Source organism: Mucilaginibacter psychrotolerans (genome assembly GCF_004519315.1).
Lineage (GTDB): Bacteria > Bacteroidota > Bacteroidia > Sphingobacteriales > Sphingobacteriaceae > Mucilaginibacter > Mucilaginibacter psychrotolerans.
The window spans coordinates 1-14,000 of the sequence record NZ_SOZE01000051.1 but is presented as its reverse complement, the minus strand read 5'-3'; the positions used below and the strand labels follow the sequence as shown (position 1 = coordinate 14,000).

Here is a 14,000-nt window from a genome sequence, read left to right as displayed (position 1 = left end):
ATTAAACGCCGCTAAAAACCGAGAATCCGCCGTCCACGCAAATCATGGAGCCGGTTACAAAGGCCGAGGCATCACTCAGTAGCCATACCAGCGCGCCAATCAACTCATCCGGGTGACCGAAGCGTTTAAAAGGAGTGTTACGGATAACGGCTTCGCCCCTTGGCGTATAGCCACCTTCCGGCTTGGTAAGTAAGTTACGATTTTGTTCGGTAAGGAAAAAGCCAGGGGCCAGCGCATTCATGCGGATTGCATCGCCATAGCGGTTAGCCAACTCTACGGCAAACCATTGGGTGTAACAATCTACGGCAGCCTTGCCCATATTGTAGCCCAGCACCTTGGTCACCGCGCTTTTGGAGTTCATGGAGGATATATTAACGATGCTCCCCCTACCCGTCTTCGCTATCTCCCGCCCGAATATTTGGGTAGGTATAAGCGTGCCCCATAGGTTTAGGTCGGCCACTTTTTTCATACCATCTAGTTTCATGGCAAACAGGTCTTCTTCGGGCTGCAAAACACCATCGGGCATATTGCCGCCTGCTCCATTCACCAGTCCGTCTATCTTGCCGAATTTATCCAGTATCTTATCCTTTGCGGCAATCAGCTGTGCCTCGTCCATAGCATCAGCTATCAGCGCGATGGCCTGCCCGCCTGCTGCGTTAATCGCAGCTGCACGTTCTTCGGCTACCTGCTCGTTACGGCCCAAAATACCCACTGCGCCGCCTGCTTCTACAATCCCTTTGATGAATGCATTACCTAAAATGCCCGTGCCGCCGGTTACTATAATAACCTTGCCGGCCAATGAAAACTTGTTTTCCAATTTCTTATTATTTTGTGTTTACCTGATGTCTGTTATTGCAAGTGCGTCCATGTCGGTATAATCGAGGTTTTCTCCGGCCATGCCCCAAATAAAGCTATAGCTGGATGTGCCACTACCCGAGTGTATGCTCCAGGGCGGTGAAACTACCGCATCGTAATTATCCAGCAGTATATGGCGGGTTTCGTGGCCCTCGCCCATGTAATGGAATATCTTTTGCCCCTCGGGCAGGTCGAAATAAAAGTAGGCCTCCATGCGGCGGTCGTGTACATGGGACGGCATGGTGTTCCAAACGCTACCGTTCGCCAGTATGGTAAGCCCCATTACCAGCTGGCAGCTTTTGATGCCTTCGGCGTGGATGTATTTGTTGATGACACGCTCGTTGGCCATGGCAGTGCTACCTGCGTTTACCTTTACTACCTCATCGTTGCTTACCAACGTAGTTGGGTACGAAGCATGTGCCGGAGCAGACAACAGATAAAATACCGCCGGAGACGATGGATCTGCACTGGTGAACGTAACCGATTCTACTCCCTTGCCGATATACAGGCAGTCGAGTTTCTTTAGCGCGTATGCTTTACCATCGGCAATTACCTCGCCATCGCCGGCTACGTTAATGATGCCAATCTCGCGGCGTTGCAAAAAATAATCTGCACGCAGGTTGGCGTAGTTAGGCAACTCGAGTCGATTATCTGCAGGGCTTGCCGCGCCAACAATCATCCTGTCGTAATGGGTGTAAACGCAGTTGAGGGCGCCTGGTTGCACCAGTTTATCAATCAGGAACCTGTCGCGAATCTGTTGGGTATGGTAGTTTTTAAAGTCTTCAGGGTGTACGCTATGTAATACTTTCAAGGCAGATTTGTTTATATTTATAGTATATAAAAAGCTATTTTTAATGCCAGCATGCCGGGTGCTAATTATCAAACTAAACTATGAAACATTTATCAGCCTACAAAAGCTTGTTTACGCTTATAGCCCTTTTAATCGTCGCAAACGTTTGCATGGCGCAGGGTGGTCGCACCGTGTGGACCGAAAAAACCGCCAAGGCATGGCTTAAAGAACGCGTTTGGGCGAATGGCTTAAAATTAAACCCGGAGCAGCCGTTGAACGTAGTGGAGTTTGCCAAACAATACGAAGCCAACAAAACCGGCTGGGATAAAGTAATTGCCTTTTTGCGCGACCGCAACCTGGAACTGATGGCACCGGGCAAATACCCCATAGATGGCGACAATATATTCGCGATGATCACTGAGCCTGAGCCAAAAAAGCTGGACAGCGCCGGTTACGAGATACACAAAAACTATATCGACCTGCATTATTTGATTAAAGGCGAAGAAAAAATTTACACCCAGCGTAAAGGCGACTCGGTTGCGGTAACGAAGCCTTACGATGCCACAAAAGATGTGGAGAATTACTTTACCAAAGGCAAAAGCTATACCGCAAGGCCAGATGCTTTCTTCCTGTTTTTCCCTGGCGAATTGCATGCACCAGGCATAAGAAACGATGGCAAGGTTAAGAAATTAGTTATTAAGATAAGGGCGGTGAATTAATAGCATACGTTGCCGCAGGTTCCCTTATTGGGGGAATATGCGGAGACATTAAAGACAAGAATGAATAGAAATGCAAATATTTAAATCAATTCTGCGGATCGTATTTGCAACGAATTCGGTATTGTGTATTTTGGTAGCCCTGCATAATGTAAATAATTTACAGGGCGAAGCAAGATTCTTTGGCATGCTTTTACTTTGGACCGATCTATTGATGTTCCCGTTATTTATTGCATTTATATTCGTGCTGTTGTATAGCTACCTTTTTAAACGCAAACCAGTTTCTTTTTTTAAAACCGAATTAATCTATCTATTAATACAGATCGGCTCAATCATTTTGTTCGAACTTTCCTACTTAAAATGTCCAGACTGTCCGGGCTAAAATTGGTGATAAAGATAAAGGCGGTGAATTAGGGGACTATTCCGCAATCTGGTATTCTTTTATCAACGCTGAAACAGGCAAACGCAGAAGCTCGCTAAACTTACGTATCATATTTAATGAGAGGGGCTGTTTATAGTTAAGCACCTTGCTAACCGTACCTTTGTCGCCATAGGCGTTGGCTAAATCGGCAGCTTTATAACCAAAGTCATCCATCCGGATTTTTATCATTTCAATAGGATCAACCTCCGGTAAATTCCAAAGGTTATTTTCGTAACTCTCTATTAAATGTACCAGTAAGAGCTTTTCTCTATGTTCCTCGCTGTCGTTAGGCGCGTATTTAATTTCCTCGAACCGTTCCATTGCTTGCTCATAATCCTGTTCGGTTTCAATTAAAAACCATTGTATTTTTCTGCTCATTTTCAATCTCCTTAAAACATTTAAATGGTAGCCGCGTCAATCCTATCATATTCTGCATGAGTTCCAATGAATCTCACTTCTACAATTGCATTCGCGTAATCAACCTCCACTATCAACCGATATTTATTACCAACAATTTTAAATCTAGCCCTGTTATTAGGGATAATGCTGGCTTTAGGAAAATCTTTTAATACATCCAGGCTTTTCTCCCATTTAGCATCCTGAGTAACCTTCCTCCAAACGCTTAAGCTATTTGTCGCATCGGCATGTTTCTTCGCAAAATCGAGTAATTTTTTTTGAGCGATAATTTGCATCAGTAGGTCAAGCTGTGGTTATTATACGCCAGTAGATTAACAAAGGCTTTTTGATTTGCAGAAATCAAATATATATAATAGTTGGCAAAAAACCAACTATTTTTTTACATTTTCCCTGCAAACGCTTTATACCGCTCCATCGCTTCCACAAAATAATAATCTGCATAGGTTAGCGGCACATCAATCTCTGTACCTGCCGGGAAATGGCCCACGCTGTGCTGTAATATATACCCGCCGTTGGTTTGAAGCTGTGCCTTATAGGTTTTAGACGATAAAGTCGTCAGGATACTTTCCGCTGCTTTGAAGTATTTGCTTGCAGAAGACTTGTCGCTGTAGCGGCAAAGCTCTAACAAAGCCGACGCGGTTATGGCAGCAGCCGAGGCATCGCGCAGGGCGTTGGGGACGTTGGGGGCGTTGTAATCCCAATAGGGTATCTTATCTGCCGGCAGGTTGGGGTTATTGAGGATAAAACCGGCGATATGATCTGCTTGCTCCAGGTATCTTTTGTCGTTGGTTTCGCGGTACATTACCGTAAAGCCGTAAAGGCCCCAGGCTTGTCCCCTTGCCCACGCCGATTCGTTCGCGAAGCCCTGCGCGGTTTTCTTTTCCTGTACGGCACCAGTTTCTGCATTGTAATTGATGACGTGGTATGAGCTGTAATTAGCCCTATAATGGTTTTTGATAGTGGTATTGGCGTGCGTAACTGCAATTTTGTAATAACTGGAGTCGCCGGTCTCGCGAGTGGCCCAGAAAAGCAATTCGAGGTTCATCATATTATCGATGATCACCAAGAAATCAGATGGCTTAGAATCCCATGATTTGATGCAGCCTACCTTTGGGTTGAAACGGGTAGAGAGCGATTTGGCGCTATTGATCAGTATCTGCTTGTATTCGGGCTTTGGTTCCAATTGGTTGGCCGTGCCGAAGCTGCAATACATCATAAAACCCAAATCGTGCGTATGCGTATTGTATTGCTCTTGTGCCAGAACAGCCAGGATGCGGTTAGCCTCAGCTTTCAGGGCTTCGTCGTGTGTTTGCGCATACAGCTTGAGCAAAGTGCCGGGATAAAAGCCACTGCACCACCAGCCCGAATTGCTGGTTTCCGTTTTACCCGTTTCGGGATGAAAAGTTTTAGGAAATTGCTCGGGCTGCAATAGCGTAGCCATGTATTTATATTGGTCATCTGCAAGCTTAAAATTGCTTTGTATGCTATCTAATAAAGCTCTCTGCGGCTTAAATGGGCTTTTTTGCTGCGCGGATGCAATGCTGAACAACGTAGCGAAGCATACTACCAACAAGGATCTATTAACTTTCATGAGGTAAATCTATAAACTATCAACCGGAATATCGAACACATCTTTTAGCGCCTTTTTTGCCGACCAAAAACCGCACATGCCATGCACCCCGCCCCCCGGAGGGGTTGATGCAGAGCACAAATAGATGCCTTTTGCCGAGGTTTTGTAGGGCGAATAACGTAATGCGGGCCGTGTAAACAACTGCCCGATATCGATTACCCCGCCGTTGATATCGCCGCCCACGTAGTTGGCGTTGTAGGCCTCCATCTGTGTAGTATCCATGGTATGTTTGGCCAGTATCCTGTCGCGGAAGCCCGGGGCAAAGCGTTCAACCTGCTTTTCTATGGCTTCCGTCATGTTTTGGGTAGAGCCATTTGGTACGTGGCAATATCCCCATGCCGTGTGCTTGCCCTCCGGGGCGCGCGAAGCATCGTACAGGCTTTGTTGAGCCAGCAATACAAATGGTTTATCTGGGTGTTGGCCGGCCCAGGTCTGCTGCTCGGCAGCTTTAATTTCTTCGAAGGTATTGCCGATGTGTACGGTACCCGCCTGCCTGCAACCTTCGGCGGTGAACGGGATGGGGCCATCCAGCGCCCAATCAACCTTATAAACGCCCATGCCGTAACGGTATCGTTCTAACTGCCATTTGTAAATGGCCGAGAACTGATGCCCGGCTATCTGCAACAGTTGCTTTGGCGAAATATCGAATAACACCGCATGCGCGGATGGCAACTGCGATAGGGATTTTACATAGGTGCCCGTTTCTATTTTGCCTCCTATTGAGGTAAAATACGCTGCCAAAGCGTTTGCAATGCTTTGCGAACCGCCTTTTGGGATAGGCCAGCCTCCCAAATACCCTGCGGCCATCAGCACCAGTGCTATGGCCGATGTGGTAACATGGCTAAGCGGTTGCATTGAATGCGCCGCCATGCCAGCTATTAACGCCCTGGCTTGTGCGGTTTTAAAGCCGCTTACTAATGTAGTAGCAGGCGGAATAGCTTTTAGCCCAAAACCAGCCATTACCAAAGGATGTTTGGGTATATGCAGCGGACCTAAAAGATCGCTATCTATTTGCGGCCAGGCTTCCGTTACGGAGGTCATTAATTTGGTGTATGCGGCTTCATCCGCGCCTAGTAAACGGGCAGTTTCTGCTACGCTGCCTTTTAACAGGCCGGCCGTACCATCATCTAAAGGATGGGCGGCATCAACATCCGGGTAAATAAAATCCAAGCCAAAATCGGCCAGTGGTAAAGTCTTAAAAAAAGGCGAGGCAGCAGCCAACGGATGGATAGCCGAACAGATATCGTGCTTAAACCCGGGTAAGGTTAACTCCGCAGTTCGCAGGCCTCCCCCAATCGTATCCTTGGCTTCCAGCACCAGTACCGAAAGGCCTTTTTGCTGCATCATAATAGCCGCCGCAAGCCCATTAGGGCCCGAGCCTACTATAACGGCGTCGTATTCGCGCTTTTCAAGCTTCATTAGGTGCGGTTAGAAGTCAGAGTATTCAGTAGGATGTAAAAAAACAATCTCGTTTTTAGATACATTGTTGCTGTACTGTGGGTCGGCTATCAGTGCTTTCCAGTCAGGTGCGGCACTAAAGGCCTGCCAATGTTTGTCACGGTCTGCCATGTTATCGTAACAGGTCATGTACATCAGGTTTGGCATGTGGCTGCCAGCTACTACGCTCCCATAAAATACCGCGTTAGAACCAATACGGTCGAAAAGATCGGTTTCACCGCTATTGAACATCTTTACTTTGTTGATGTGGTATTTTTCGGTTGGGCTTTCGTAGCTGCGTAACTCGTAAACGCGTGCAGCCCTGTCGCCGGTTAATTTGGGCGCAACAGGGAAAAGCCGTGTGGCAAATGCGGTAAGCACAATGGTTTCCAGCCGGGTGTAAGGCGCACTTTTGTAGCCTGCATCCAGGTAATCTTTGGCGGTTGCAGCACCATCGCCTGCGTCGATAACTTTCCGCTCGAAGCCTTCCAACTGCTTCCAGTTTTTGAATGGTACAAAAACGTAGGTGCGGCGGGCAGTGTCGGTATCCGCAGGTTTAAATACGCCTATATTGGCCATGCCCATTTTGTGCAACTGCGGCAGGTAATAATCCTTTAAGTATGCGTCGGTAGCTTGCTCCTGCGCCTTATCTTTGAAGTGGTAAATCTTTATCTGGTAGTAATATCCGCTGGAGGCCACAGCTTTGGCAGTTATCGAAGTAAAAGCAAAAAACAATAATAGCAGACCTGCAACGCGGAACATTTTAGTTTGTGAGATGATCATAAATGATGTTTAGTTGGGGTAAAGTTATCTAAATTATAGCGTAACTTATATAGCCCTGTTGTTGGGTTGCCATTTTTCCAGCGCGTTCATTATTTCCTGCAGTTTGAGGGGCTTGCTTAGGTAATCATTCATTCCCGCCTGCAGGCATTGGTCGCGGTCCTCGGTCATGGCGTTGGCTGTCATGGCAATGATTACGGGTTGGTGATCCATGTTCTGGCGGATGAAGCGGGTGGTCTCCAGCCCATCCATCTCGGGCATCTGCACGTCCATCAAAACCATATCATATTTCTTGCTGATGAGGGCGTTGAGGCATTCGTGCCCGTTCTCAACTATATCGGGCTTGTAGCCCATTTTATTGAGGATGTATTTGGCCAGTTTCTGGTTGATGGCATTATCCTCCGCAATGAGGATGTTGATAGGGTGCTGCCTGGCAAAATCCTCGGAGAACGGCGTTTGCACCGGTTGGACCACGTCTTTGGTTTCAATATTCAGCTTTAGTTGCTCAATTACATGCTTGTAAAGTACCTGGTGCTTGGTGGGCTTGGTTAAAGCAACGTTAAACAAGTGTTTGTTTTTCTTACTCTGCTCGTTACCCATCGAGGTAAGCAGGATGATGGGTAGCACTGAGTTCTTTTCCCGTATCTTGCGCGCCAGATGTAGGCCATCCATCACGGGCATGTTCATGTCTGATATCACCAGATGCACAGGCTCGTCGCCTTCTAGGGCTTTCAATGCCACCTCGCCACTTTCGGCCATTACAGGCACAAAATCCCATTGTTTCAGTTGCTCTTCCAGTATATCGCGGTTGGTTTGATTATCATCTACCACCAAAATGCGCTTGTTCTGCACTTCTGCTAGGTTCAGGTGCACATAATTGCGCTGCGTTTTTACGCCCGGCCTGGCTTTTATCGTAAACATAAATGTGGTGCCCTTGCCTACCTGGCTCTTTACGTCCATATGGCCGCCCATCAGGCTAACCAGCTTTTCGCTGATGGCCAGACCAAGGCCGGTGCCACCATACTTGCGGGTGGTGCTTGAATCTACCTGCGAGAAGGCTTTAAACAGCCTGTTGAGCTTATTCGGCGGGATGCCGATGCCCGTATCGCGTATCTCGAACTGCAGCTCAACATGATTATCGTTCGTGGCCTTTAGCTTCACGCAGATGAACACCTCACCTTTGGCCGTGAACTTTACAGCATTGCCCACCAGGTTGATCAGCACCTGTCTCAGCCGAAATGCATCGGCAATGATCTGTACTGGTACGTTATGCTCAACCTGGTACACCAGATCGATATTAGTGCGGGCGGCTTTCTCGGCAAATACATCCAGCACGGCTTCGATGCAATCGCGCAGGTCGAAATCATGCTCCTCCAGCTCCATATTACCCGATTCTATCTTGGAGAAATCGAGTATATCGTTGATCACGTTCAGCAGCGAATCGCCGCAGGTTTTGATGGTTTCGGTATATTCCTGCTGCTCGTGGTTCAGCGGTGTATTACCTAAAAGCGTAGCCATGCCCATTACCCCGTTCATGGGTGTGCGTATCTCGTGGCTCATGGTAGCCAAAAATACACTTTTGGCCTGGTTGGCTTTTTCAGCATCCTCCCGCGATTTCTCTGCTTCCTGGCGCAAGGCACGTTCTGCATTGCTCATTTCGCCCAGCCGCTGGGTACGTTCTTCTACCTGCCGCTCCAGTATCGTTTTCTGCGCATTTATCGCGCTTACGCGTAGCCTGAATATAGCTATAACGCTGCCCACCACCAGCAGCACGGCCAGCAGCTTAAACCACCAGGTGAGCCAGAAAGGCGGCTGGACTATGATGGTTAAACCCTGAGTAACCGGCGACCACAGCCCCGCCATGTTTTGGTACTTTACCTTAAAAGTATAAGTGCCCGCAGGCAAATTGGTGTAGGTAGCCGCATTGCGCGAACCCACGAAGTTCCACTCCTTATCGAAATTCTCTAATATGTAGGCATATTGCTTTTTATCGGGCGAGGTAAAATCCAACGCGGCAAACTCCAGCGAAATAACCGACTGTTTATAGTTTAGCGTGATGCTTTTAGCATCTGATATTTCCTGTTTCAGGGGGGAAGCATCCGTGCTGTTTTTAGCGACAGGCACCTTTTTGTTGAACACCTGGAAAGAGGTGATCATCAGCGGCGAAAAGCCTTCGGGCTTCAATATTTGCCCGGGCGAAAACGCGTTGAAGCCGTTTACGCCCCCGAAGTACAACCTACCGGATGCGCCTTTCCAGGCCGAGTGCGACTTGAATTCATCGGCCTGCAAACCATCCTCAACCGAAAAATTTTTGAAACTGCGCGTTGCCGGGTCGAACGCGGATAGGCCGTTGTTGGTGCTTATCCATAGCTTGCCGTCGTCGTCTTCGCGGGTGGCGTAGATGATGTCGCTTGGCAGGCCATCCTTTTTGGTGTAGGTAGTAAAGTGCTTAGTAATCGGGTCGAACTGGTTAAGGCCCGAGAAAGTACTTATCCATATACTGCCGTTGTGGTCTTCAAAAAGATCGGGCACGTTATCGTCGCTGATGCTATTTTTAAGTGCGTTGTGTTTAAAGCGGGTAAAGGTGCCCGTTTTTCTATCAAAAAGGTTGAGTCCGCCATCAAAGGTGCCCACCCACAAATTGCCGTGGATATCTTCCAGCAGGGAGTACACCCTATCGCTGCTGATGCTGCGCGGGTTGTTCGGGTCGTATTTATAGTTTGTAAACTGCTTTGTTCTTTTATCGTAGTGGCTAAGCCCGTCGTCGTAAGTGCCTATCCAGGTAGTTTTGTCTTTAGTGTTTATCAGCGCGTAAATGTTATTGCCTGGAAGGCTATTGTGGCTGCCCGGTTGGTTTTTAAGATTGGTAAAAACCCCGGTTTTGGGGTTAAAGATGCTGAGGCCATCGCCCCAGGTACCCAGCCAGAAATCGCCGTCTGCGTCCTGGCTCACCGTTAGCACAAAGTTGCCCGTAATGCTGTTCTTACCGGGACGATGCGTGTAGTGGGTAACATCGCCCGTTTTATAATCGAACTTGTTGAGGCCCCCGCCATCAGTGCCTACCCAAACGTTGCGTTCGGGGTCTTCGTAAACGGCCAGCACGAAATCGTTGGAGAGGCTATTGCGTAACGAACTATGCCGATAGTGGGTAAAGCTTCCGGAGCTGCGCTTGAACACGTTGATACCACCGCTGAACGCACCCAGCCACATATTACCCTGCCTGTCCCTGGTGATGGCATAAAGCGTGTTGCCGGTGAGACTGTTCTTGTCGATATCATCGTGCATGTAGGTGTAGAATTTTTGGGTGTCGGGGTTGAAGATACCGAGCCCCCCGTTTTCGCTGCCTATCCACAGGTTGGCGCTCTCATCCATATTAAGACTGTAGATGGTAGAGCCCGATAGACTATTCTTATCCGTATCGTTGTGTTTGTAACGGGTAAATTTGCCTGTTTTCACATCAAGCATATTCAGCCCATCGCCCTGCATACCTACCCACAGCCGTTGCTTACTATCCTCGAAGATGCATGTTACGAAGTTCCCCGATATGCTATGCGGATCTGCCGCGTTGTACATGTATTTGGTGAACCCTTTTTTGTCGTTATCCAGCAGGTTGAGGCCACCGCCGGTAGTGCCCACCCATATGCGGTTATTCGCGGTGCGGTACACATAGCTTACTTTATTATCGTCGAGGCTACGGGTATTGGCCGGGTTATGGCGGTAATGCCGGGTGAATTTGTTGGACTTGGTGTCCAGGTAGTCGAGTCCGTTTTGACCGGCCACCCACAGGTTGCCGTTTTCATCGGTAGCGAGTTTGTTGAGGATATTACCCGAGAGCGAATTGGGGTCGCCCTCCTTATGACCGTATTTGACGAAGCGCCCCGTTCGGCGTTCCAGCTTGTTGAGGCCAATAATGGTGGCTATCCAGATGTTGCCTTCTTTGTCTTCTGCAATATCGGCGACCATGCTGCTGCTGATTGTTGAAGTATCCTGCGGATCGTGGCGGAAGGTGGTGAAGGTGTAGCCATCGTACTTGCTGAGCCCATCGCGGGTGCCCAGCCACATAAAACCCCGGCTATCCTGTAAAATGCAGCCCACGTTTATCTGCGACAAGCCCTCCTTTTTGCCTAAATGCTCAAACTTGAGGCTCTGGTTTTGACCATAGCTGTTCAACACAATTAGCAATAGTACTAGCAGAAATAAACGTTTATACATCTAACGCCGGGGGATTAACAAAAAAGTTCACAATTGGTATTCAACCGTTTATACGAACCATTTAAAAATAAGTTCAAAAGTTACAAAAAAAGAAATTAATAATTTATGTTTTTCTTAGAAAGCAAGTGTTGGCGGTGAATAGTGAGTGGTTGAATGGTGAGTGTTTGAATGGTGAGTAGTGAGTGGTGAGTAGTGAGTGGTTGGAAATTTTAACCGGAAACCTTCCACCAATGAATCAATGATCTAATGACTCCATGAATAAACAAATGAGCAAGTATGCTGTTATCCCCTGCATGACACCACATATAGCCACCGCCACTTTCGACGACCGCGACCACGCCAAAGATGCCTACGAATACCTGCTGGGCAACGAATTCCTCGAAGGAGATATTGAGTTTGTACCCGCAGCCTATGGTCCGCAGGTAGTAATGAACATTAACACCGAGAACGAACGCCTGGCCCAGGAAGCCGTAGACGTGCTGCGCAATTACGGCGGGGTGGATATCAGCTGGTATGAGGTGGGGGCCGGCATGCTCTAGCACAGGGAATATTGAGCGGTAATCTTGTCCAAGCTGATACTGCGCAACCGCGTTTGTTCAGTGTTCATGAACACACTTCGCCCGTTCGAAATTTTTACTAACTAATTGATTTATTGAATATTATAAGATTTTCGTCAATCAACCCGTAGCTAAATAGCTGATTTATTGATAGTTAAATTAATTTTAAACTACTTGATTTACAATGCATTAAATTCAATCCGGGTGTTCACGCGTGAACATGGCATGCTAAGCCGATGTATGATCACTTCCTGGCCAATATGGCCGGCAGAAAATAAAGTACGAACCGCAGCACAAGCACTAAAAGCATTCCAATGATCTCCGGTTCACATCCGTTCATCAGTGATTAAATTTAGGATAACAATCTCCTTTTCTCCGCTTCGAACTCTTCTTGCGTGAGTACCCCATCGCTTTGCAGTTTGGCTAATTTTGCCAGTTCATCAGCTTTGCTTTTTGATTGTGGCGCAGGCGGTATGTTGTTAATATAAACAGCGGTTGTTATTGATGGTTAAGGTGCAGTGAACAGGTCTTCCATAACTACTTCATTTTGCACTGATCCTAAATGGTAAATATTGTGTTTTACACCAAATGTGGTGATCATGACCAATAACAATGATTTTCTGGTTTTTGTTTCGCTACTGAAAACCTGTAATTTATTCCGGAGTTCCTCTGCATATTTTTTATCGATCGTAAAATCATATGCTGAAAATTTCATTTCACAGATACTTATGCAGTGGTCAGTGCGGTCGATCAGTAGATCTATCTGCGCCCCAGGCCTGCCCTCACCTGAAACAAATCTCCATATCGACTCATCAGATTGGATACCGCTGATGCCCAGTGCGTATTTGATCTGCGCAATATGCTTCAGACAAACACTCTCAAATGCCCCTCCGCTCCAGCTTTTCCAACTTTGGGAGGCAGAAAGACGCTGCCAGGTGCCATCACCGGTGCTTCTGGTATGTTCGATGAATTTTAAATAAAATCTGGAATGGCACATTAACCGTTCTACTGGAAGAGTTGATCGAATCGGGTTTTATTAATTCTTACCTACCCTATATGAGTTGTGGCTGAACATAAAAATTATATCCAGCCACAAACCATAAAAAAACAGCGATATGGCTACATATAAAAACAGCTACTCAGCCACATTTTTTTTACAAAGCGTTTATCTACGAATTTCGTCCGGGCACTTTTCGATCCCCCCTTCTCCGACTTCAAGATAATTTCCACCTTTTCCAACTTTTGCGCCGGTTTTAGCTGTGGGTGTCCAGGAAATTCTAATGGTTTTCTTGATTAAGTCTGATGACTAACTATTGTATAACAATCTCCTTTTCTCCGCTTCAAATTCTTCTTGAGTGAGTACCCCATCGCTGTGCAGCTTGGCTAATTTTGCCAGTTCATCAGCTTTGCTTTTTGATTGTGGCGGCGGCGGCATGTTGTTAATATAAACAGGCGGAGCATCATTGGACAGCGCCCAAATCAATGCGACTATCCAGCCTACAGCGGTCCAACCTAAAAAGAGATTTAAGAGAAATATAGCAGTAAAATTATGTTTGCGCCTGCCCAGTATGGAAGGTAAAAAATAAATAAAAAACGAAATTACTCCGCCAATAAGTATAACGATTAGTTCAGGTGCTCCGATTCCCATGTGTGGAAGGTTAAAGGTGATTTAGTTTGGTTGATTGGCTAAATATAGTCTTTTTTACTGAATTTGAATTTGCTGGAAATATTGGTGGGGTAATCATAAGTATCGAAACCTTGCTCCTCGCACAGGAAGCGGTGGGCGTATTGCGGAAATACAATTCGTTGGGATTAGCTGGTGTTGGCGGTAGCGTGAAATCTATGGGGCACGCGCGACCAATGTCATTAAGTTAAGAAAAATCGATTCGTTCTACCATTGCTTTTAAGCCCCACCTAAATCCTCCCCGGTAGGGAGGGCTTGAAAAAGTAAGGCGGACGAAGCCAAAGTCTCCCCTTCAGGGCATAGCCGTCAACTTAAGGGTAAAAAAATGATTTTAGCGCAAGAATCGAGACACAAAAGTTGGGAAATTTACTACAATCTACTAGTAATGAGGTTTTTAATGAGGGCCTATTAAGGAAGTTGGCTTTATCCTCGGGAGCGGTCAAGCGTTTCCGGAAGCTGTCAGGCAGCCAGTTGTTCGACTTGCTGTTGTTCGATGGTAAT

The 14,000-nt window shown here is 47.0% G+C and carries 13 protein-coding genes; 2 read left to right on the top strand and 11 right to left on the bottom strand.

Annotated elements, in window-relative coordinates; translation table 11 throughout:
• Window position 1 precedes the first annotated feature (1 nt).
• Window positions 2-817, bottom strand: coding sequence for an SDR family oxidoreductase (locus tag E2R66_RS26850; protein ID WP_133236732.1), 816 nt, complete (start codon window positions 815-817; stop codon window positions 2-4).
• An 18-nt stretch (window positions 818-835) separates the two neighbouring features.
• Window positions 836-1,666 carry a 5-dehydro-4-deoxy-D-glucuronate isomerase gene (gene kduI / locus E2R66_RS26845; protein ID WP_133236734.1) on the bottom strand — a complete coding sequence of 277 codons (831 nt, stop codon included), beginning with the start codon at window positions 1,664-1,666 and terminating at the stop codon, window positions 836-838.
• An 80-nt stretch (window positions 1,667-1,746) separates the two neighbouring features.
• Between kduI and E2R66_RS26840 the strand changes: the two genes are divergently transcribed.
• Entirely contained in the window at window positions 1,747-2,364 is a 618-nt protein-coding gene (locus E2R66_RS26840; protein WP_133236736.1) for a YhcH/YjgK/YiaL family protein, read from the top strand.
• A 415-nt stretch (window positions 2,365-2,779) separates the two neighbouring features.
• On the opposite strand, the gene E2R66_RS26835 is transcribed toward E2R66_RS26840, so the two are convergent.
• The 6 genes from E2R66_RS26835 to E2R66_RS26810 form a co-directional block, all read right to left on the bottom strand.
• Entirely contained in the window at window positions 2,780-3,160 is a 381-nt protein-coding gene (locus E2R66_RS26835) for a helix-turn-helix domain-containing protein (protein ID WP_133236738.1), read from the bottom strand.
• Between the two features lie 20 nt (window positions 3,161-3,180).
• Entirely contained in the window at window positions 3,181-3,474 is a 294-nt protein-coding gene (locus tag E2R66_RS26830) for a type II toxin-antitoxin system HigB family toxin (RefSeq protein ID WP_133236740.1), read from the bottom strand.
• A gap of 104 nt (window positions 3,475-3,578) precedes the next feature.
• On the bottom strand, window positions 3,579-4,790 hold the full coding sequence (locus tag E2R66_RS26825) for a glycoside hydrolase family 88 protein (protein ID WP_133236742.1): 1,212 nt from the start codon (window positions 4,788-4,790) through the stop codon (window positions 3,579-3,581).
• A 9-nt stretch (window positions 4,791-4,799) separates the two neighbouring features.
• Window positions 4,800-6,248, bottom strand: a complete 1,449-nt coding sequence (locus E2R66_RS26820; RefSeq protein WP_133236744.1) for a phytoene desaturase family protein — start codon at window positions 6,246-6,248, stop codon at window positions 4,800-4,802.
• Window positions 6,249-6,257: 9 nt separating this feature from the next.
• Window positions 6,258-7,049, bottom strand: a complete 792-nt coding sequence (locus E2R66_RS26815) for an NIPSNAP family protein (RefSeq protein WP_204985999.1) — start codon at window positions 7,047-7,049, stop codon at window positions 6,258-6,260.
• Window positions 7,050-7,094: 45 nt separating this feature from the next.
• On the bottom strand, window positions 7,095-11,258 hold the full coding sequence (locus tag E2R66_RS26810) for a hybrid sensor histidine kinase/response regulator (protein ID WP_133236746.1): 4,164 nt from the start codon (window positions 11,256-11,258) through the stop codon (window positions 7,095-7,097).
• A gap of 254 nt (window positions 11,259-11,512) precedes the next feature.
• Here E2R66_RS26810 and E2R66_RS26805 point away from each other — a divergent pair, with 254 nt between their 5' ends.
• The gene (locus E2R66_RS26805) at window positions 11,513-11,797 is read left to right on the top strand and encodes a hypothetical protein (RefSeq protein WP_134737969.1); all 285 of its coding nucleotides are present in this window, start codon (window positions 11,513-11,515) and stop codon (window positions 11,795-11,797) included.
• A 370-nt stretch (window positions 11,798-12,167) separates the two neighbouring features.
• On the opposite strand, the gene E2R66_RS29355 is transcribed toward E2R66_RS26805, so the two are convergent.
• The 3 genes from E2R66_RS29355 to E2R66_RS26790 form a co-directional block, all read right to left on the bottom strand.
• On the bottom strand, window positions 12,168-12,251 hold the full coding sequence (locus tag E2R66_RS29355) for an SHOCT domain-containing protein (RefSeq protein WP_394347210.1): 84 nt from the start codon (window positions 12,249-12,251) through the stop codon (window positions 12,168-12,170).
• Window positions 12,252-12,323: 72 nt separating this feature from the next.
• Entirely contained in the window at window positions 12,324-12,812 is a 489-nt protein-coding gene (locus tag E2R66_RS29055) for a hypothetical protein (RefSeq protein ID WP_133236750.1), read from the bottom strand.
• 309 nt (window positions 12,813-13,121) lie between these two features.
• Complete coding sequence (locus E2R66_RS26790; protein WP_133236752.1) at window positions 13,122-13,463, bottom strand: superinfection immunity protein; 342 nt, start codon at window positions 13,461-13,463, stop codon at window positions 13,122-13,124.
• Between the last annotated feature and the right edge of the window lie 537 nt (window positions 13,464-14,000).